Source organism: Jiangella ureilytica, assembly GCF_004348545.1.
In the GTDB taxonomy this organism is placed as follows: Bacteria; Actinomycetota; Actinomycetes; order Jiangellales; family Jiangellaceae; genus Jiangella; species Jiangella ureilytica.
The window spans coordinates 91,863-111,219 of record NZ_SMKL01000013.1 but is presented as its reverse complement, the minus strand read 5'-3'; the positions used below and the strand labels follow the sequence as shown (position 1 = coordinate 111,219).

Below are 19,357 nucleotides of genomic sequence, written 5' to 3'. Positions count from 1 at the left end.
GAGACAGGGAAGCCCTCTGCCGTCAGCCGCTCGTACGCCGTCGCCACCGTGCCGCGCGACACGCTCAGCGTGCGCGCCAGCTCGCGTGTGGGCGGCAGCCGGTCGCCGGGGCGCAGCCGGCCGTCGCGGACGCCGTCGCGTAGGGAGCGGTAGATGCGGGCGGTGAGGTCGCCGCCGCCGTCGAGGCTGACGTGCAGGTCCATGTGGCCCAATCAGTCAGGCACGGATTGGCTCTTCAACGAGGCCAATCTAGCGCCGTACGGTGACGGAATGACACGCATGGACATCGCCGCCCTCGCCCCGGCGGCGTACAAGGCACTGGTGACTCTGGACAGCCGCGCCCACCGGGGCGCGCTGCCCGCCGGACTGCTCGACCTGGTGAAGCTGCGGGTCAGCCAGGTCAACGGCTGCGCCTACTGCGTCGACTCGCACAGCCACGACGCCGTCAAGGGCGGGGAGACCCCGGCGCGCCTCTACGCCGTCGCCGCCTGGGACGAAGGCCCGTTCTTCAGCCCGGCCGAGCGGGCAGCCTTCGCGCTGGCGGAGTCGATGACGCGGCTCAGCGAGGGCGCGCCGCGAGTGCCGGACGAGGTCTGGGCCGAGGTCCGCCAGCACTTCGGCGACGAGGACCTGGCCCAGCTGGTCATGGTCGTCACGACGATCAACGCCTGGAACCGGGTCTGCGTGACCGTCCGCATGGTCCCGGAGTCGTTCGCCGGATGAGTGCCCTCGCCCCGCCACCGGTCCGGACGCGGACTCCGGCGGCATGGAGGCGGATCCGGCGACCCGGCGCCGACCATCCGTGACCAACGGGTTCCCGTGGCCGAGAGCCGTCGGGGCCGCGGCCGGGAGCCGTCGAGGGTCTCGCTGCGGCGACGTCCGGTAACCGGCCTGGTCACCAGGCGAGGTGGGGTATTGACGGTGCGTTTGGTCGTGAGTCATCCTGAGGGCTTAAGCCACAATTCGTGCGAACGGCCCCCAGTCCCGGCCCCCTTTTCCGGATGCCGGCACCGCTGGCCGGTGGGTAGCCGGCATTCATGTTCCGGCACCGCATAGACGTTCCGGTCTGGGTTCGAGATGCGTCCGGCTTCACCTCGGCGTCCCGGCGCCGAGACCACGCCGGTCGTGGACTGGAGGGGTGCCGTGACACGCGTCTTCGCCGGATTCCGTTCGCTGGCTCGGCTCCGTCGCTGGCTCCTCGGGCCTGAGCAGCCCAGCATGAGCCTGCGGCTGTCCGTGGGCCTCGTGGCGGTGCTCGCCCTGCTCGCGATGACGACCGCGCGCTAGCAGCTCGCCCCGCCCGGGAAGGCTCACGCCAGAGCTCACCGCGGCCGGCTCAGGACGAACAGCCCGCCCCGCCGGCCGACTGCGGTACGGCCGGCGACGCGGCCCGGGCGGCCGGCCGTCAAGCGGCGTGGCCGGCGTCCGCGCATGCGCCTTCTATGGCCGCGGCCAGCGGCGATACGGGGCGCGCAGGAGCCGGCGGCGGCCGGGTGGCCGGCGCCGCGACGGCTGCGCCGGCGGTGAACGTGTGGTGGTGCATGGGACACCTCGACCTCGAACGAACGTCTGCACCGGCGGGCCAGAGTGGACCCCCGGGTGCGCTCGTCCGCGGTGTCGCGCGCCACAGTTCTCGGCCCTGCTCTGCGACGACCCACACCACTGACCAGTGGACGGTACCGAGCCGGTCGCTCCCGGCACAACCGTTACGTCGCGGTAACTTGCGAAAGTCACCCGCCAACCGGTCGAAGTGGTGCGAGGGACGGCGGCCACTCGCGCGCGTGCGCGAACCACTGGTGTCGCGAACTCCGTCACTGGCGGACACCAGGGTCTTTTCGGTCGTTCCGGATCTCGAACGCCGATGGTGCGAAGTACTGTGACTCCGAGCATTTGACGACGAACGTGAAACTTTCCGTTGACGTGCACGCAAAAGCCCCTTTACTGTGCGGTCCCATGTACGGGTCGGTGTCGTTCAGCGGCCGTCGGGGGTTCGTGCTGCCCGGCGGTCTCTCACCGATCCCCGGTCTCCGGTGCAGGCGCCCCGGGACTCACGGAATGGAGACCTCATGGCTGACACCCCCGTTCGCCGCGGCTTGCTGGGCCACCTGACCCGACGGTCGGTACTGGCCGGCGCGGTCGCCGGAGCAGCGGCACTCCCCGCCGTCGCCGCCGGCTCCGGCGCGGCCGTCGCGGCACCGAGCACGGCCGCCGTTGCCGGCCTGCGCACCGCCCAGGCCACGGGCCAGACCAGGCGCGTCACGATCTACGCCGAGGCGCTCCCCGGCGGGCGGTTCGGCTACGGCCTGGCGCCCGGCGAGGCGACCATCCCCGGCCCGCTGCTCGAGATGGTCGAGGGCGACACACTGGAGATCGAGCTGGTCAACACCACCAACCAGCGGCTGTCGATCCACCCGCATGGGGTCGACTACGACGTCTTCTCCGACGGCTCCCCGTTCAACGACTCCTTCAACGAGCCCGGCGAGACCCGCACGTACGTGTGGCGCTCGCGCGAGCGCCGGTCGGGCGGCGGCCGCGGCTGGCTGCCCGGCACCGCGGGCTACTGGCACTACCACGACCACGCGCTGGGCGGCGACCACGGCACGCAGGGCCTGCAGAAGGGCCTGTACGGCGGCCTGATCGTGCGGCGCAAGGGCGACCTGCTGCCGGACAAGACGTTCGTCGTGGTCTTCAACGACATGACGATCAACAACCTGGTGGCGCCGATGACACCGATGTTCGACGCCGTCCTGGGCGAGCGGGTCGAGTGGCTGTGTATCGGCCACGGGAGCATGGAGCACACCTTCCACCTGCACGCCCACCGCTGGGCCGACAACCGGACGGGCTACCTCGACGGGCCGAACGACCTGACCCAGGCCATCGACAACAAGGACCTCAACCCCGGCAGCTCGTTCGGCTTCCAGGTCATCGCCGGCGACGGCGTCGGCCCCGGCGCATGGATGTACCACTGCCACGTGCAGTTCCACTCCGACGGCGGCATGTCCGGCGTCTTCCTGGTCCGCAACGAGGACGGCAGCATCCCCGACCACGCACAGGAGGCCATCGACCGCTACCACGGAGGACACGGAGGACACGGGGGCCACTCAGGCCACTGACGCCACGCGGGATAGGTCGCGCTACGCCCGCACACCACTGACACCCATCAGGGCCGAGAACGCACAGGCACGAGCGCACATCGATCGAAGGAGCAACGATGAGACGCAGCAGCCTCGTCCGTCCGGAGGGAGGGCCACCGGCGCGATCCGCCAGGTGGCGCCGGACGTTCGTCCTGGCGAGCACAGCGGTTCTGGCGCTGAGTGGCACCGCGCTGCCCGCCCAGGGCCAGCCCGAGCCCGAACCGTCGCCGAGCGCCTCCAGCGCTCCCGCAGCGAAGGCCACCGACGCCGCCGACGGCGCCAGCCCGGAGGCCCGGCAGGCGCTGGCCGCCGCCAAGGCAGCCACCGCCGAGGACGGCACCAAGGTGCTGGTCTTCCACGGCGCTGCAGAGGAGCAGGACGACCCCGTCGCGGCCGCAGTCGCGGCGATCCAGGAGCTCGGCGCCGAGAACGGCATCGGCGTCGACGTGTCGTCGGACCCGGCCAGCTTCTCCGCACAGACGCTGGCCGCCTACCGCGGCGTCGTCTTCCTGTCGGCGATCGGCACCGAGCTGTCGCCGTCGCAGGAGGACGCGCTCGAGGCCTTCATCGAGGACGGCGGCGGCTTCCTCGGCATCGGTGACGCGTCCCGCGCCCAGGAACGCTCGGAGTGGTTCACCGGCCTCATCGGCACCCGCCCGGTCGGCGCGCTGCCGGACTCGCTCGACGTCGCCGCCGTGAGCGCCACCGCGAACAACCCGCCCAACGAGGACGCGCCGAAGGTCGTCGACGGCAACGTCAACACCAAGTGGCTGGGCTTCGTGCGCACGGCGCAGATCACGGTCCGGCTGACCGAGCCGGCCGCGGTGAACCAGTACGCGCTGGCGTCGGCCAACGACTCCGCCGGCCGCGACCCGCAGGACTGGACGATCCAGGGCTCGAACGACGGGACCACCTGGGTCGACCTGGACCGCCGCACCAACGAGGACTTCCCCGAGCGGTTCCAGATCAAGGCCTACGAGTTCGCCAACACCACGGAGTACCTGCACTACCGCCTCGACATCACCCGCAACTCCGGCGACTCCATCACCCAGCTGGCCGAGTGGCAGCTGTTCGCCGGCGACGTCATCGAGCCGGAGCCGGTGCAGCCGCAGGAGGCCACCGTCAGCATCGTCGACCGGCAGCACCCGGCCAACGACGGCCTGCCGCTGACGCTGACCCGCACCGACCGGTGGACCAATTGGAGCCCGAACCCCGTGGGCACCGTGCACACCGTCGCGCAGGTCCAGGAGCGCACCTACGAGCCCGGCGACGGCGCCAACGGCGCGTTCCACCCGATCTCGTGGTGCCGTGACTACGACGGCGGCCGCTCGTTCTTCACCGGCATGGGCGGCACGGCCGAGAGCTGGGACGAGGCGGAGTTCCGCAGCCACGTCACCGGCGCGCTGCAGTGGACCACGGGCCTCGTCCGCGGCGACTGCCAGGCCACCATCGGCGCGAACTACGACATCGAGCGGCTCTCCGCGGTGAACCAGCCGGGCCAGCTGGACCAGAACGGCGAGCCGCACGGCCTCGACGTCGCCGCCGACGGCACCGTCTTCTACATCGGCAAGGCGGCCTGCGCCACCGGCCCCGTCGTCCCCTGGGAGAACGCGAACGTCGGCCGCGGCTGCGGCACGATCCACCAGTGGGACCCGGCGACCGGTGACGTGAAGCTGCTGACCACGCTCGACGTGTTCGGCAACCGCGGCAGCGGCGGCGAGCTGGTCAAGACCGAGGAGGGCCTGGTCGGCATCGCGCTCGACCCGGCGTTCGCCGAGAACGGCTGGATGTACGTCTACTGGATGCCGTACGAGTCGATCGACAAGGTGCGCCGCGTCGGCGACCGGACGATCTCGCGGTTCACCTACGACCACGAGACCCAGGAGATCGACCTCGACAGCCGCGAGGACCTGCTGGCCTGGGAGACGCAGATCCACAGCTGCTGCCACGCCGGCGGCGGCATGGACTTCGACTCCGACGGCAACCTGTACATCGGCGTCGGCGACAGCAACTCGTCGGGCGGCTCCAGCGGCTACTCCGGCAACAACTGGACCCAGGAGTTCGCGGGCATCTCGTTCCAGGACGCCCGCCGCACGTCGGGCAACACGAACGACCTGAACGGCAAGATCCTGCGCATCCACCCGGAGCCCGACGGCACCTACACCATCCCGGACGGGAACCTGTTCACCGGCCAGGAGGAGGGCGGCGGCAAGACCCGGCCCGAGATCTACGTCATGGGCGTGCGCAACATCTCGACCCTGTACGTCGACCCGGTGACGGACTACCTGCACGCCGCCTGGGTCGGCCCCGACGCCGGCGGCCCCAACGCGGAGCTCGGCCCGGCCAAGTACGAGACGGCGACGATCATCACGTCGGCGGGCAACCAGGGCTGGCCGTTCTGCATGGGCAACCGGCAGCCGTACCGCGACCGCAGCAACACCGACGCGGCGGTGCTGACCGGCTGGTACGACTGCAAGGGCAACCTGCTGAACACCTCGCCGCGCAACACCGGCCTGGTGGACATCCCGGACGCCCGCAACAACATGATCTGGTACTCCCCGCAGGGCGGTAACCCGGACTTCCCGGACCGCGGCGACGGCATCCCGACGTACGACAACGACGACGCCACCTACGGGTTCCCGTACATGCGCAGCGGCGGCTGCCAGGCCGTCATGACCGGCCCGACGTTCCGCGAGTCGCTGGTCGACACCGACAGCGGTGTCTCGTGGCCGTCGTACTGGGAGGGCAAGTGGATCATCGGTGACAACTGCGGCCAGAGCAGCCGGGTCGCCGTCACCGTCGACCCCGAGGGCATCGAGGAGCAGGCCCCGCCGCTGTTCGCGGAGAACCTGACCTCGATCATTCCGCACGGCGGCGCCAACGACCAGCTGCAGAGCTGGATGATGACGTCGCGGTTCGGCCCGGACGGCGCGCTGTACATGTCCGACTACAGCGGCGGCTTCTTCAGCCTCACGCCCAACCAGAAGCTGATCCGCGTCGTCTACAACGGCGGCCCGGCCACCCCGGCGGCGACCGCGACGGCGACGGCGGTCCAGAACAAGCCGCTGACCATCGCCTTCACCGGTGACCGCTCCGGCGGCGTGTCCTACGCGTGGGACTTCGGCGACGGCGCCACGTCGACCGAGGCGAACCCGCGCCACACCTACGCCGCGGTGGGCACCTACACCGCGACGCTCACCGTCACCTACGCCGACGGCGAGACGATGACCACCGAGCTCGAGGTCACCGTCGGGTGTGCGGTGCCGGACGACCGCGGCACGGTCTTCCTGCGCGACACCGACACCGGCGTGACGAACGACGTCGTCGGCAACGGCTGCACGATCAACGACCTGATCGACGACGAGAGCAGCTGGGCCGACCACGGCTCCTTCGTCCGCCACGTCACCGACACGGCGAACGCCCTGGCGGCCGACGGTGTCATCACGGCTCGCGAGAAGTCGACGCTGACGCGGCTCGCCGCGCAGGCGCCGATCGGCAAGCCCGGCGACACCGGCTGGGACGCCATCTTCGACGGCACCGCCGAGTCCCTCGAGGGCTGGGAGCAGGCGCCGGGCGGCTTCTTCGAGCTTCAGGACGACGGCACGATCATCAGCCGCGGCGGGCTGGGCATGCTCTGGTACGCCGAGCGCGAGTTCGCCAACTACTCGGTGCGGCTGCAGTTCCGTGACGTCTCGGCCGGCAACACCCGGGCCAACAGCGGCGTGTTCATCAGGTTCCCGAACCCGAACCAGCCGCTGGCGGAGCGTCCCGAGTGCGGCCGCGTCGGTTCCGCCGCGAACTCGCCGGCCTGGGTCGCGATCTACTGCGGCCAGGAGATCCAGATCTACGACGGCACCACCGGCGAGCCGCAGAAGACCGGGTCGGTCTACAACTTCGACCCGATCGCCCTGCCCGGCGCCGGCGCCACGCCCAAGGGCGAGTGGAACGACTACGAGATCCGGGTCGAGGGCCAGCACTACACGATCATCCGCAACGGCGTGGTGATCAACGAGTTCGACAACGTGCCTGGCATCCAGTCGTCGCGCGCGGGTGACCCGCCGACCGACCTGCGCCAGTTCCTCAGCGGATACATCGGGCTGCAGAACCACGGCAACAACGACCTGATCGAGTTCCGCAACATCCGAGTCCGGGAGCTGTAGGACCCCGGCGGGCCTCGGCCGCCGGGGCGCTCGCGTCTCGGATTCACGAAAGGTGCGGCACTTCATGCGTCAACCACTCCATCCCGCGGCGGGCCGGTCCGGCCGGCGGCGAGTGACGCCCCAGGGCGTCGTCGTCGCGGTCCTGACCCTGGCCCTCATGGCGGTCGGCCTGGTACCGGCGGCGGCGGCCTTCCGGGCGGCGCCGTCGTCGGCATCGTCCCCGGCTTCGGCGACGGCGGAAGCCGCGGCCGAGCAGACCCTGACCTGGACCGGCAACAACAGCGTGACGGCGTACGCTTCGGCCCCGACGACCGCGGTGGCCGGCCCGACGACGATCGTCTTCGAGAACAGCGTGGCCACCGGCAACACCAGCGGCATGCCGCACACGCTGACCTTCGAGACCAGCGACCCGCAGTACAACCAGGACGTCGACGTCAACATCACGGCGAACCCGTTCGACCCGAACGGCGGCCGCTACGAGGTCGACGTCGTCCTGACGCCCGGCGTCTACCGCTACTACTGCGCGTTCCCCGGCCACGGGTCGATGACCGGCCTGCTGGTCGTCACCGGCGGCCCCGAGGACACCACCCCGCCGGAGGTGTCCGCGCAGGTCACGGGCGATCAGAACGAGGACGGCGACTACATCGGGTCGGCCACCGTCGCGGTGAGCGCGACCGACACCGGCTCGGGCGTCGACACCATCGAGTACGAGATCGACGACCTCGGCTTCCAGCCCTACACCGCCCCGGTGGTCGTCGACGAGATCGGCGACCACTCGGTGCAGTACCGCGCCACGGACAACGCCGGCAACACCTCCGAGGTCGAGTCGGTCCAGTTCACCGTCGCCGAGCCGGAGCCCGACGACACCACCCCACCGGACATCTCGGCGGCCGTCACCGGCGAGCAGAACGACGAGGGCGACTACATCGGGTCGGCCACGGTCACGGTGACCGCGACCGACGCGGAGTCCGGGGTCGCCTCGGTCGAGTACGCGCTCGACGGCGGCGCGTTCCAGCCCTACACGGCGCCGGTCGTCGTGACCGCGCTGGGCGACCACACGGTGCAGTACCGGGCGACCGACAATGCCGGCAACGTCGCGCCGGTCGAGTCGGTGACCTTCACCGTCGTCGAACCGGAGCCCGACGACACCACCCCGCCGGACATCTCGGCCACCGTCACCGGTGACCAGAACGAGGACGGCGAGTACGTCGGCTCGGCGACGGTGACGATCACCGCGGCCGACGCGCAGTCCGGCGTCCAGTCCGTCGAGTACAGCCTGAACGGCGCCGCGTTCACCGCCTACACCGCACCCGTGGTCGTCACCGCAGCGGCCGATCACACGGTGCAGTACCGGGCGACCGACAACGCGGGGAACGTCTCCCCCGTCGAAGCCGTGCAGTTCACCGTCGTCGAACCGGAGCCCGAGGACACCACGCCGCCGGAGGTCTCGGCCGCGGTGGCCGGCGAGCAGGACGACGAGGGCAACTACGTGGCCTCGGCCACGGTGACGATCACGGCGACCGACGCCGAGTCGGGCGTCGCGTCGATCACGTACGCGCTCGACGGCGGCGCCTTCCAGGCGTACACGGCCCCGGTGGTCGTGACCGCGCTGGGCGAGCACACCGTGCAGTACCGGGCGACGGACAACGCCGGCAACCAGGCGCCCATCGAGTCCGTCTCGTTCACCGTCGTGGAGCCGGAGCCCGACGACACCACCCCGCCGGACATCTCGGCCGCCGTCACCGGTGACCAGAACGAGGACGGCGACTACGTCGGCTCGGCCACGGTGACGATCACGGCGACCGACGCCGGCTCGGGCGTGGCGTCGGTCGAGTACAACCTCGACGGCGCGGGCTTCACCGCCTACACCGCGCCGCTCGTGGTCACGTCGTTCGGCGACCACACGGTGCAGTTCCGGGCGACGGACAACGCGGGCAACGTCGCGCCGGTCGAGTCGGTGGCCTTCACCGTCGTCGAGCCGGAGCCCGACGACACCACCCCGCCGGACATCTCGGCCGCCGTCACCGGTGACCAGAACGAGGACGGCGACTACGTCGGCTCGGCCATGGTGACGATCACGGCGACCGACGCCGAGTCGGGCGTCGCGTCCGTCGCCTACGCGCTCGACGGCGGCTCGTTCCAGCCCTACACCGCGCCGGTGGTCGTGACGGCGCTGGGCGACCACACGGTCCAGTTCCGCGCGACCGACAACGCCGGGAACACCTCACCCGTCGAGTCCGTGACGTTCACCGTCGTCGAACCGGAGCCCGACGACACCACCCCGCCGGACATCTCGGCCACCGTCACCGGTGACCAGGACGAGGAGGGTGCGTACGTGGGGTCCGCCACCGTCACGGTGACGGCGACGGACGCCGGCTCGGGTGTCGCCTCGGTGGAGTACAACCTCGACGGCGCCGGCTTCGTGGCCTACACCGCACCCGTCGTGGTGTCGGCCGTGGGCGCGCACACGCTGCAGTACCGGGCGACGGACAACGCGGGCAACGTCGCGCCGGCCGAGTCGGTGGCCTTCACCGTCGTCGAGCCGGAGCCCGACGACACCACCCCGCCGGACATCTCGGCCGCCGTCACCGGTGACCAGAACGAGGACGGCGAGTTCGTCGGGTCGGCGACGGTGACCATCACGGCATCGGACGCGCAGTCCGGCGTGGCGTCGATCGCGTACGCGCTCGACGGCGGCTCGTTCCAGCCCTACACCGCGCCGGTCGTGGTGACGGCGCTGGGCGACCACACGGTCCAGTACCGGGCGACCGACAACGCCGGCAACGTCGCGCCGGTCGAGTCGGTGGCCTTCACCGTCGTGGCGCCGGAGCCGGACGACACCACGCCGCCGGATGTGTCCGCGTCGGTGTCGGGTGATCAGAATCCCGAGGGGGACTACATCGGGTCGGCCACCCTCACCGTGACCGCGTCGGACACCGGCTCGGGCGTCGCCTCGGTGGAGTACAACCTCGACGGCGCCGGCTTCGTGGCCTACACGGCACCCGTCGTCGTGACGGCACTGGGCGACCACACCGTCCAGGTCCGGGCGACTGACAACGCCGGCAACGTCGCGCCGGTCGAGTCGGTGTCGTTCACCGTCGTGGCGCCGGAGCCGGACGACACCACGCCGCCGTCGGTCTCCGGGGTGGTCTCGGGCGAGCAGAACGGCGCCGGCGACTACATCGACTCGGCGACCGTGACGGTCACGGCGACGGACGCGCAGTCCGGCGTCGCCTCCGTCGTCTACTCCCTCGACGACGGAGCGTTCGTGCCCTACACGGCGCCGGTCGTGGTGGGCGCGGTCGGTGAGCACACCGTGCGGTTCCGGGCGACGGACAACGCCGGGAACGCGTCGGACGTCGGTTCGGTGACGTTCACCGTCGTCGAGCGCGACGGCGACGCCTGCCCCGACTCCGACACCCGCCCGACGGTGGTCATCGGCGGCCTCGACTCACTCGTGGCCAACGTCGACAGCGGTGACGGCTGCACGATCAACGACCTCATCGACGACGAGGGCGACTGGGCCTCGCACGGCGCGTTCGTGCGGCATGTGACGGCGGTGGCGACCGAGCTGGTCGCCGACGGCGTCATCACCAGCCGGGAGCGGGGCATGCTCACCCGCACCGCGTCCCAGTCCGACGTCGGCCGCGGTTCGTCGGCCGCCGTGGCGTCGACGCCGAAGTCGGCTCCCGCCGAGGTCTCGATCGAGGAGGCGCTGGCACACCACGCCGACCACCACTAGTGCGACGCGCTCGACGGATGCCCGGGGACCGCGCGGTCTCCGGGCATCCGTGCGTCCGCTGCCCTGATCCACCGGCCGATCCGTCCGTCGTCCGTCGCGACCACCTGGCCGATCACCGCCGCGGCCAGAAAGCAGAACGAGACCACGTACAGCCAGGCCAGGTACGTGAACGCGACGCCGATCGAGCCGAACCGGTCGGCGCTGGTCTCGAGCGCCCGCGGCAACCAGAGCGCCGACACGGGGCGGACCAGGAGCATCACTGTCGCGAACAGCGCGGCACCCGGCACGAGCAGCCGCGGCCGCACCGCGCCGGCGAGCAGGACCCAGGGCAGGAACACGGCCACCGCGAGGTCCGCGGCGAACGCCGTCACCGACTGCCACGCCCGCGGCGGCGGCAACTCGCCGGCCACCGTCACCAGCCCGCGGACCAGGACGATCGACAGTGCCAGCACCACGACCGCCGCCAGCCACCGCCACGCCGACGCCAGCCGGTTCCTCGGCCGCGGCAGTGACCAGACCGCCGTGAACGCCCGGTTCAGCGCCCGCGACAGGCTGGTGGCCGACACGATGACGATCAGCGCCCCGATGACCCCGAACGCGGTGTCGTCCGCGCCGCGTACGGCCTCGTCCAGCAGCGACGCCGACTCGTCCGGGAGGTCGACCGCCTCGGTGGCCTCGTCCACGGCGCCCGCGCCCGCCCAGGTGGCGATGAGAATGAGAATGGGTAGGACGGAGGTGAACGTCTGTGCCGCGATGGTCATCGCCCGGTCGAAGATGTCGATGCGCAGGCAACCGGTGAGGCCGCGGGCGAGAATCCGCCCCAGCCACCGGGCGAGCACCCACCCGGCCACGCGTCGCAGCCTCGGCGGGAATCGTCGCAGGGCGGCATCGGTGCCGCGCGCGTCGTCCGGCACACGGCCCATCCCACCGCGGTGGGTGGCGCCCGCGGCCCACCCGCCCCGGGTGATGTCGGCAGCTGGGCAGGCTGGTCGCTTGATCACCGGGGGCGAGGGTCTTCGGCGATCGGGGTAAGGTTTTCGGGCGCGCAGGTCCGGTTCGCGCGCCTCCGGGGCGGTAGCTCAGCCGGTTAGAGCAGGGGACTCATAATCCCTGGGTCGTGGGTTCGAGTCCCACCCGCCCTACACAGGTTCGTCCGGCTCAGGCGTCCCTCTCCTCGCACTGCCGCGGCATGTCGCTGCGTGCTGCCTCTTGTGGTGCGAGTTGCCGTACGACGGCCCCATGAGGGCTCGTTCAGCGCCTCGCCGCTCCAAGGCAGGTCGAGGTACTGCCCTCCGGCGCCTACGGGTCAAGGTGCATGCCGGCCACGACCCGGTCTCCGAGCGCAGATTCCACCTGATCGAGACGGTGCCGCCGAAGGCCCCGGCGTCGATGACGGCCATCGCTACTCGGAACGAGCCACCGCGATGCCGCACGACACCGGGCACCTGGCCACATGAGCCCTGCGCCCGGCTACTTGGAGACTCGCCATCCGCCATCGACGTAGAGGGTGTGGCCGGTGACGAAGTCGGAGACCGGGCTCGCGAGGTAGAGCGCGGCACCGACGATGTCGTCAGGCGTGGCAAGCCGACCAAGCGGGATCTTGGAGACGGCGGTCCTCTGAAGGTTCGCGTCGGCCTCGATGGCGCGCTCGACCCGGGGCGTCGTCGTGGTGGTGGGTGCGATCGCGTTGACGCGGATCCCGAGCGGCGCCCACTCGACCGCCAGGCCCTCGGTCATGTGGCCCAGGCCGGCCTTCGCCGTCGCGTAGACGATGCGGCCCGGCAGGAAGGTCGACGCCCAGGTCGAGCTCATGTTGATGATCTTGCCGTAGCCCTCGGCAGCCATCGCTCGCCCGAAGCCCTGGCAGGTGAAGAAGGTTCCTCGCAGGTGGGTCTCCATCAGCCAGTCCCAGTCCTCGACCGTCACGTCGAAGGCGGGCTTGCGCACCAGGCCCCCGGCGCTGTTGACGAGGATGGTGGGCGCGCCGTGGTCGGCGAGGACGCGTTCGACCATGGCGTGAATGCTGTCGACGGACGAGATATCGGCCACCTGCGTGGCGACGACGTCGGTGCCCACCTCCTCGGCGGCCTTCTTGGCCTCCGCCAGCCGGCCTTCGTCGCGACCGATTATCACCAGGCGTGACCCGGCGGCGGCCAGGGCCAGGCCGATGGCCGCTCCTATGCCCTGGTTCCCGCCGACGATCACCGAGAGCGCCCCGTCGAAGTCGCCCGCTCCGTTGCCAGCCACGCTGCTCCCATCCGCGTGCCTCGCCGCACGCCGCCGACCACCAGTGTCCGTCAAGCCGCTCACCACGAGTGCGGTATATCGCATAGTATCCTAGCCTGTGCATCACAACCGGAAGCCGGACAGAAGGGGCCCGCGATGAAGCGTCGGCAACTCCCGAAAGCCCTCGAGAGCCTGAACATGCGGCTGGTCGGTCACACCGACTTCAACGGCGCCGGCGACGGCATGCACATCAACCTCAAGGACGGCTACGCGTTCTTCGGGCACATGGGCAACGGCGGCACATCGATCGTGGACGTGCGCGACCCCAGCGCTCCGCGCCCGATCCACCGGATCCCGGCACCGCCCAACACCCGGTCGCACAAGGTGCAGATCGTCGGTGACACGTTGTTGGTGAACCGGGAGCGGCTCAAGGAGAACCACGGGGGCACCCTGGATCGTCCGTGGATCGCCGGGCTCAGCGTGTACGACGTCGCCGACCCGACCCGGCCGCGCGAGATCGGCTACTGGCCGTGCGGCGGGCGCGGAGTCCACCGCATGACCTACTGGTCCGAGCCCTACGCGTTCGTGACCTCGTCGTTCAGCGAGTTCGACCGGGGCCAGGGGCACCGGCACGGCCGCGAGATCCTTGCGATCCTCGACCTGACCGATCCGGCCCGCCCGGTGGAGGTGGGCCGCTGGTGGTTTCCCGGCATGCGCTACGACGAGAAGGACCAGGAATTCTGGGCTCCCGACACGGTCGTGAAGCTGCACCACGGCGTGCCCCGGGGCAACCGGCTCTACTGCGGCTGGGAGGGACTCGGCGTCGTGATCCTCGACATCGAAGACATCAGTGCGCCGAGCCTGGTCGCCCACCTCAACGTCAACGAGGTCGACGGGCCCAGCCGGAACACGCACACCGCCTGCCCGATCCCTGGCCGCGACCTGCTCGTCGTCACGGACGAATGCGTCGAGGAAGGCAAGCCGAGCATCGACTACCTGGTGCGACTGGTCGACATCAGCGACGAGCGCAACCCGCGGGTCGTGTCACGGCTGCCCATCCCCGCCGGTGACTACGCGAATCGGGGCGGGCGGTTCGGATCGCACAACGTCCACGAGATGCGCCCGGGCTCGTTCCAGAGCTCCGACCTGGTCTTCGTCACCTACTTCAACGCCGGGGTGAGGGTCTACGACATCGCCGACGCGGCGAACCCCAGGGAAGTGGCGTACTTCGTCCCGGAGCCGCCGCCCGGCCGGGCCACGATTCAGCTCAACGACATCGTCGTGGGCCCGGACGGGCTGGTCTACGTCAGCGACCGGTTCGCGGGCGGGCTCTACATCTTCGACGTGGACGCGGCGGCCCTGAACCGCTGAGCCGTCAGGCTTCGACGAGACCGACGGCGACGAGCTCGGACCGTAGCTCCTTCTTCTGGGCCTCGGAGAGGTCGGGCAGCGGTTCGGGCACCGGGCCGCCGATCATGCCCAGCTGCTCGCACCAGAACTTCACCGTGCCGACCGGGCAGACCCGGGCGTCGCTTCGCCAGGGTCCCAGCACCCAGCGGTGGTGCAGGTCGCGCACCGGCTGGAGGTCGTCGAACATCGTCTGCGCCTTGTCGAGGTCACCCGCGAACGCCGCCTCCATGTAGGCCCGCAACGGCTGCGCTCGAGCCGAGTCGAACATCAGCTGCGTGCCGCTGAAGATCGCCTGCTGCCCGTTGCGGATGTTCTCGAGGAAGTTCTCCTCGTTCGGGTCGACGACCACGATGCTGTCGCCGACGAGCTCCCTGATTCGTCCGGTGTGCTCCAGGTCCAGGCCGTTCTTCAGCGCGCAGATGTTCGGGATCTCCGCCAGCTCGGCCATCCACTCCGGCGAGATCGAGTACCCCGCCTGCGACGTATTGAAGATCGTGATGCCCAGCTCGAGCTCGCGCGCGATCATCTGGAAGTAGCCGAACAGGATGTCCTTGTTGGCGCCGAACGGCGGCAGCACGAGCGAGATGAAGTCGACGTCCAGATCCTGGGCGTGCTGCGCCAGTTCGATCGCCTCCTTGGGACTGTGATGGGCGCACCGGTTGATCACCGGCACCGCACCAGCGATCTCGTCCATCGCCACCTCCAGCACCCGGCGGCGCTGGGCGCTGCTCAGCAGCCAGTAGTTCTGGTAGTACGAGTTGATGTACAGCGCCTCGGACCCGACCACGTCCAAACAGTGCCGGATGTTGTGTCGGTAAGCAGTCTCGTCCATCTCGCCATCGGCGTCGATGGGCAGGACCGGTCCCGGAATCAACCCGCGCAGCTTCTCTCGCGCAACCGCCTTGGCCTCGCTCTTCCCGTACTTGGCTGCCACCGGACCTCCCTGGACTCAACAATGGGCATCCGCATCATACAAACTCGCGTACCACACTGTATACTGCGCTTGTGACCTCTTACCCAGAGCTGCGCGGCAAGGCCGCTCTCGTCACCGGCGGCAATCGGGGCATCGGCCGCGCCATCGCGCTCGGCCTGGCCGGTGAGGGTGTCGACGTCGCCGTGGTGGGTCGTGGGCACGCCGAGGACGCGGCGTCGACGGCGAAGCAGATCGCCGAGCTCGGCGTCCGGGGCCACTACTCCTTGGGCGACGTGAGCTCGGCCGACGACGTCACGCGGTTCATCGGCGAGGCGGTCGACGCCATCGGCACCATCGACATCCTGGTCAACTGCGCCGGCGGCTTCCTGACTCGCCAGACGCTGCTGGAGACATCCGAGGACGACTGGGACCGGCTGCTGGCGGTCAACCTCAAGTCGGCCTACCTCTGCTGCCGCGCGGTGCTGCCGGCCATGATCGAGCGCGGCTGGGGCCGCATCGTCAACGTCTCGTCCGGGACCGGCCGCATGCCCAACCATCTGACGTCGACGGCCTACGCGGCGAGCAAGGCGGGCATGCTCGGCCTGACCCGCCAGCTGGCTTGGGAGGTGGCCAAGGACGGCGTCACCGTCAACGCGATCGCGCCGGGCACCACGCCTACCGACCGGGCCAAGGGCCTGTCCACCCCTGAACGCCGGGCGGCGGCCGCGGCGGCCACGGCAATGGGCCGCGTCGGCGCCCCGGAGGACCAGGCCGGCGCGGTGGTCTTCCTCGCGTCCGACGCCGCCTCGTACATCACCGGCGCGACGATCGACATCAACGGTGGAAAGCTCATGCTCTGAGGCGCTGCCTCCTCACGAATCGGAGTACGCGATGCAGTCCACCGATGCGGCCACCGGGTTCGACGTCGACGCGTTCGAGGCGGCGCTGCCCGCGGGCCTGGTCTACGACCGGCGCCGCGGGCTGTTCCTCGAGGCCATGGTCGCGCGCCAGATCCTGACCCACCCGGTGGCGCCGCGTCCGGGGCGCCGGCTGTCCACGTGTTCGCTCGACCGCATGAGCGGCAACTGCACGCTCGGCGCCCAGCTGACCAGCATGCATCCGCGGAGCAGCAAGTGCGCGCATCGGCATCTGGACGAGACCGTCACCTACGTAGCCTCCGGCCGCGGCTGGAGCGAGTACCGGCAGGACGACGCCAAACCCAAGACCCGCTTCGAGTGGGAGGCCGGCGACGTCTACATCATCCCGTGCAATGCCTGGCACGAGCACTTCACCCTGGACGATCCGGACACCCGCAAGGTCGGCTGGCGCAACAGCATGCTGATGGATCGGCTGCTGCTGGACGGCAAGAATCCGTACCACGACGACGACGCGCTCTACAACCAGGCGTCACGCTTCCCGGACCGCTTCGACGACCAGCCCGACTACTTCACCGTCCGCGAGCAGCTCTCGCCGCGCCGCGTCCGCACCAACCTCATCAAGAACGTCGTGGCGGAGCCGCTGCCCGAACCGAACCCCGCATACGGCACCGGCGCCTCGATCATGTTCTATGAGATGGGCGGTCACCGGACCCTCGAGGTCTCGCTCGTCGGCATCCAGCCCGGCGGCTACATCCGGCCACACCAGGCGCTGGCCGAGCAGAGCATGGTCGTGCTGGCCGGTCGGGGTCGCACGGACCTCTGGGGTGAGGACGGCCGTTTCGTCACGGTCGACTGGCAGGCCGGTGACCTCATCGCACCGCCGTTCAACCTGCGCCACCGGCACGTCAACACCGGCGACACCGAGGTTCGGCTGCTGAGGGTCCGGAACACCTTCCTGGAGCGGGCGTTGGGCCTCGAGCGCGCGGAGAACCTGGACACCCGCCTACCTGATCGTTTCCCGGCCCGGGTCGAGGTAGGACTGGAGGGCGGACGATGACCGGCGACGAGTTCGCGGGCAGGACAGCGATCGTGACGGGCGCCGCGTTCGGAATCGGCCGCGGCGTCGCCGTCGAGCTGGCTCGGCGCGGTGCCAACGTCGTCGCCGGTGACATCAAGGCCGACGAGTTGACCAACGTCGAAGGCGAGATCGCCGGCGTCGGCGGGAAGTGCCGGACCGTGGTGTTCGACGCGACCATCTCAGCGGAGAACGAGCGGCTCGTCCGGATCGCCAACGAGGAGTTCGGCATCGTCCAGCTCCTCGTCGCCTCCGTCGGCGGGTTCCCGGCGAAGACCCCGCTCGAGGACGTGACCGACGACCAGTGGGACCGGGGCATCCGCCTGAACCTCTCGTCGGCGTTCTACTCGTGCCGCGCCGTCATCCCGCAGATGAAGTCCGCCGGCTTCGGCCGCATCGTCACGGTCTCGTCCGCGGCCGGTCGCAGCCCGTCCAACCCGACCACCGCCTTCTACGCCGCAGCCAAGGCCGGTGTGATCGGCCTGACCCGCCAGCTCGCGCAGGAGGCCGGACGGCATGGCATCACGGTGAACTCGGTGGCGCCGGGCATCACGCTCACCCCGCGCATCCGGGAGCTGTACGACGACGCGGGCATGGAGCGCCTGCGCAGCGTCACCCCGCTCGGGCGGATCGCGGAGGTGGAGGACCAGGTCGCGCCGGTGCTGTTCCTCCTGTCCGACGGCGCACGTCACATCACCGGCGCGAGCCTCGACGTCAACGGCGGACGGCTGATGCTCTAGCCGACGCATCGCACGACCACACCACGTCCGCCAACTCTGAAGGAGCGGCCCAGTGAGCACGATCGACAATGTCGCCGAGGACTTCCCCGAGGAATTGGAGCACACCGCGACCGGGCTGGAGGCCCAAGGGCTGATCGCGCGGCAGGTGGCCACGCACGAGGTGGCGCCGCTCCCGGACAAGCCGCAGTACACGTGCCGTCTGGACAGGATGGGCGGCAACAGCATGCTGGCGATGCACCTGGCCGAGATCCAGCCGGGCGGGTACAAGTGCAACCACCGCCACCTCGACGAGACGCTGGCCTACGTCATCTCCGGCCGCGGCCGCACCGAGATGCGGCAGAGCGACTACACCCACGTCATCGTCACCGAGTGGGAAGCCGGCGATGTGGTCGTGATCCCCGCCAACGCCTGGCACCGACACGTGAACGCCGACTCCGACGAGCCGGCCCGGCAGCTGTCGTTCCGCAACACGCCGCTGATGAACCGCATCCTGCACGGCGGTGGCGGCACCTACACGAAGAAGGACCGCGTCTACAACGGCGCCGCCCGGCTCCCGGACCGTTTCGACGACGAGCTCGACTTCTTCACCGTGCGCGAGGACGTCTCACCGCGCACGGTGAAGACGAACTTCATCCGCCAGATCGCCGACGAGGAGCTGCCGGCGTCCGACCCGGAGCTGGGCGAGCGGGCGTCGTTGAAGTATTTCGCGATGGGCGGCCAGCTCACGCTCAACGTCGCACTGGTGGGCATCGGCGCCGGCGGCCACGTCCGCGAGCACCGACCGCTGGGCGAGGAGAGCATGCTGGTCCTGCGCGGCTCCGGCCGCACCGAGCTGCGCGGCACCGACGGCGAGGTGCGGGTCCTGACGTGGACCACCGGTGACGTCGTCTGCCCGCCGCTCGGTGCGGTCCGCAAGCACGTCGCGGACACCGACGTCCGGCTGCTCAAGGTCCGCAACGTCGCCCTCGAGCGCGCTCTCGACCTGCCGGCCGACGAGCCGACGCTCGACTCCGCCCTACCCGACCGCCTGGGCGACTTGGCCGGCGGTCGTGCCTGACGCTGGCTCTGACCCTTCGCCG

At 70.4% G+C, this 19,357-nt stretch carries 14 protein-coding genes and 1 tRNA gene; 11 read left to right on the top strand and 4 right to left on the bottom strand.

From position 1 onward, the window contains the following. Nucleotides 1-203 (bottom strand): GntR family transcriptional regulator (locus tag E1212_RS08090; protein WP_131981109.1); only part of this gene is annotated, 203 nt, incomplete at its 3' end. Nucleotides 204-270: 67 nt separating this feature from the next. Here E1212_RS08090 and E1212_RS08085 point away from each other — a divergent pair. The 5 genes from E1212_RS08085 (at nt 271) to E1212_RS29930 (ending at nt 11,036) form a co-directional block, all read left to right on the top strand. Beyond that, the gene (locus E1212_RS08085) at nt 271-723 is read left to right on the top strand and encodes a carboxymuconolactone decarboxylase family protein (protein ID WP_131981107.1); all 453 of its coding nucleotides are present in this window, start codon (nt 271-273) and stop codon (nt 721-723) included. Nucleotides 724-1,143: 420 nt separating this feature from the next. After that, nucleotides 1,144-1,287 carry a hypothetical protein gene (locus E1212_RS29335; protein ID WP_162605388.1) on the top strand — a complete coding sequence of 48 codons (144 nt, stop codon included), beginning with the start codon at nt 1,144-1,146 and terminating at the stop codon, nt 1,285-1,287. Nucleotides 1,288-2,066: 779 nt separating this feature from the next. Continuing rightward, complete coding sequence (locus tag E1212_RS08080; protein ID WP_131981105.1) at nt 2,067-3,113, top strand: multicopper oxidase domain-containing protein; 1,047 nt, start codon at nt 2,067-2,069, stop codon at nt 3,111-3,113. A gap of 98 nt (nt 3,114-3,211) precedes the next feature. Then, nucleotides 3,212-7,294 carry a ThuA domain-containing protein gene (locus E1212_RS08075; protein WP_131981103.1) on the top strand — a complete coding sequence of 1,361 codons (4,083 nt, stop codon included), beginning with the start codon at nt 3,212-3,214 and terminating at the stop codon, nt 7,292-7,294. 157 nt (nt 7,295-7,451) lie between these two features. Next, nucleotides 7,452-11,036 (top strand): OmpL47-type beta-barrel domain-containing protein, encoded by a 3,585-nt coding sequence (locus E1212_RS29930; RefSeq protein WP_476702851.1) that lies wholly within the window; start codon nt 7,452-7,454, stop codon nt 11,034-11,036. On the opposite strand, the gene E1212_RS08065 is transcribed toward E1212_RS29930, so the two are convergent. Next, a complete protein-coding gene (locus E1212_RS08065) occupies nt 11,033-11,950 on the bottom strand; it encodes a YhjD/YihY/BrkB family envelope integrity protein (protein WP_203416606.1) in 918 nt (305 codons plus the stop codon). The genes E1212_RS29930 and E1212_RS08065 overlap by 4 nt on opposite strands. Nucleotides 11,951-12,104: 154 nt before the next feature. Between E1212_RS08065 and E1212_RS08060 the strand changes: the two genes are divergently transcribed. After that, nucleotides 12,105-12,178, top strand: a tRNA-Ile gene (locus tag E1212_RS08060). Nucleotides 12,179-12,506: 328 nt separating this feature from the next. On the opposite strand, the gene E1212_RS08055 is transcribed toward E1212_RS08060, so the two are convergent. After that, nucleotides 12,507-13,346: an SDR family NAD(P)-dependent oxidoreductase gene (locus E1212_RS08055; protein WP_162605386.1), complete on the bottom strand. Its 840-nt coding sequence runs from the start codon at nt 13,344-13,346 to the stop codon at nt 12,507-12,509. 72 nt (nt 13,347-13,418) lie between these two features. Here E1212_RS08055 and E1212_RS08050 point away from each other — a divergent pair, with 72 nt between their 5' ends. Then, nucleotides 13,419-14,633 carry an LVIVD repeat-containing protein gene (locus E1212_RS08050; RefSeq protein ID WP_131981095.1) on the top strand — a complete coding sequence of 405 codons (1,215 nt, stop codon included), beginning with the start codon at nt 13,419-13,421 and terminating at the stop codon, nt 14,631-14,633. Between the two features lie 4 nt (nt 14,634-14,637). Here the strand turns inward: E1212_RS08050 and E1212_RS08045 are convergent, their stop codons facing one another. Further along, the gene (locus E1212_RS08045) at nt 14,638-15,606 is read right to left on the bottom strand and encodes a dihydrodipicolinate synthase family protein (RefSeq protein WP_131981093.1); all 969 of its coding nucleotides are present in this window, start codon (nt 15,604-15,606) and stop codon (nt 14,638-14,640) included. Nucleotides 15,607-15,677: 71 nt separating this feature from the next. Here E1212_RS08045 and E1212_RS08040 point away from each other — a divergent pair, with 71 nt between their 5' ends. Genes E1212_RS08040 through E1212_RS08025 form a run of 4 tightly spaced genes read left to right on the top strand, consistent with a single transcriptional unit; the run spans nt 15,678 to nt 19,335 of the window. After that, nucleotides 15,678-16,445, top strand: a complete 768-nt coding sequence (locus E1212_RS08040) for an SDR family NAD(P)-dependent oxidoreductase (RefSeq protein ID WP_162605385.1) — start codon at nt 15,678-15,680, stop codon at nt 16,443-16,445. 31 nt (nt 16,446-16,476) lie between these two features. Then, nucleotides 16,477-17,520 (top strand): cupin domain-containing protein, encoded by a 1,044-nt coding sequence (locus tag E1212_RS08035; protein WP_131981089.1) that lies wholly within the window; start codon nt 16,477-16,479, stop codon nt 17,518-17,520. Then, the gene (locus E1212_RS08030) at nt 17,517-18,278 is read left to right on the top strand and encodes an SDR family NAD(P)-dependent oxidoreductase (RefSeq protein WP_131981087.1); all 762 of its coding nucleotides are present in this window, start codon (nt 17,517-17,519) and stop codon (nt 18,276-18,278) included. The genes E1212_RS08035 and E1212_RS08030 overlap by 4 nt, the downstream gene beginning before the upstream one ends. A gap of 52 nt (nt 18,279-18,330) precedes the next feature. Then, nucleotides 18,331-19,335 (top strand): cupin domain-containing protein, encoded by a 1,005-nt coding sequence (locus E1212_RS08025; protein ID WP_131981085.1) that lies wholly within the window; start codon nt 18,331-18,333, stop codon nt 19,333-19,335. The last annotated feature ends 22 nt before the right edge of the window (nt 19,336-19,357 follow it).

Excerpts from the sequence above, each read along its gene's own strand:
- E1212_RS08035 (WP_131981089.1), top strand. The coding sequence starts at position 16,477 with ATGCAGTCCACCGATGCGGCCACCGGGTTCGACGTCGACGCGTTCGAG.
- E1212_RS08085 (WP_131981107.1), top strand. The coding sequence starts at position 271 with ATGACACGCATGGACATCGCCGCCCTCGCCCCGGCGGCGTACAAGGCA.
- E1212_RS08075 (WP_131981103.1), top strand. The coding sequence starts at position 3,212 with ATGAGACGCAGCAGCCTCGTCCGTCCGGAGGGAGGGCCACCGGCGCGA.
- E1212_RS08080 (WP_131981105.1), top strand. The coding sequence starts at position 2,067 with ATGGCTGACACCCCCGTTCGCCGCGGCTTGCTGGGCCACCTGACCCGA.
- E1212_RS29930 (WP_476702851.1), top strand. The coding sequence starts at position 7,452 with ATGGCGGTCGGCCTGGTACCGGCGGCGGCGGCCTTCCGGGCGGCGCCG.
- E1212_RS08050 (WP_131981095.1), top strand. The coding sequence starts at position 13,419 with ATGAAGCGTCGGCAACTCCCGAAAGCCCTCGAGAGCCTGAACATGCGG.
- E1212_RS08030 (WP_131981087.1), top strand. The coding sequence starts at position 17,517 with ATGACCGGCGACGAGTTCGCGGGCAGGACAGCGATCGTGACGGGCGCC.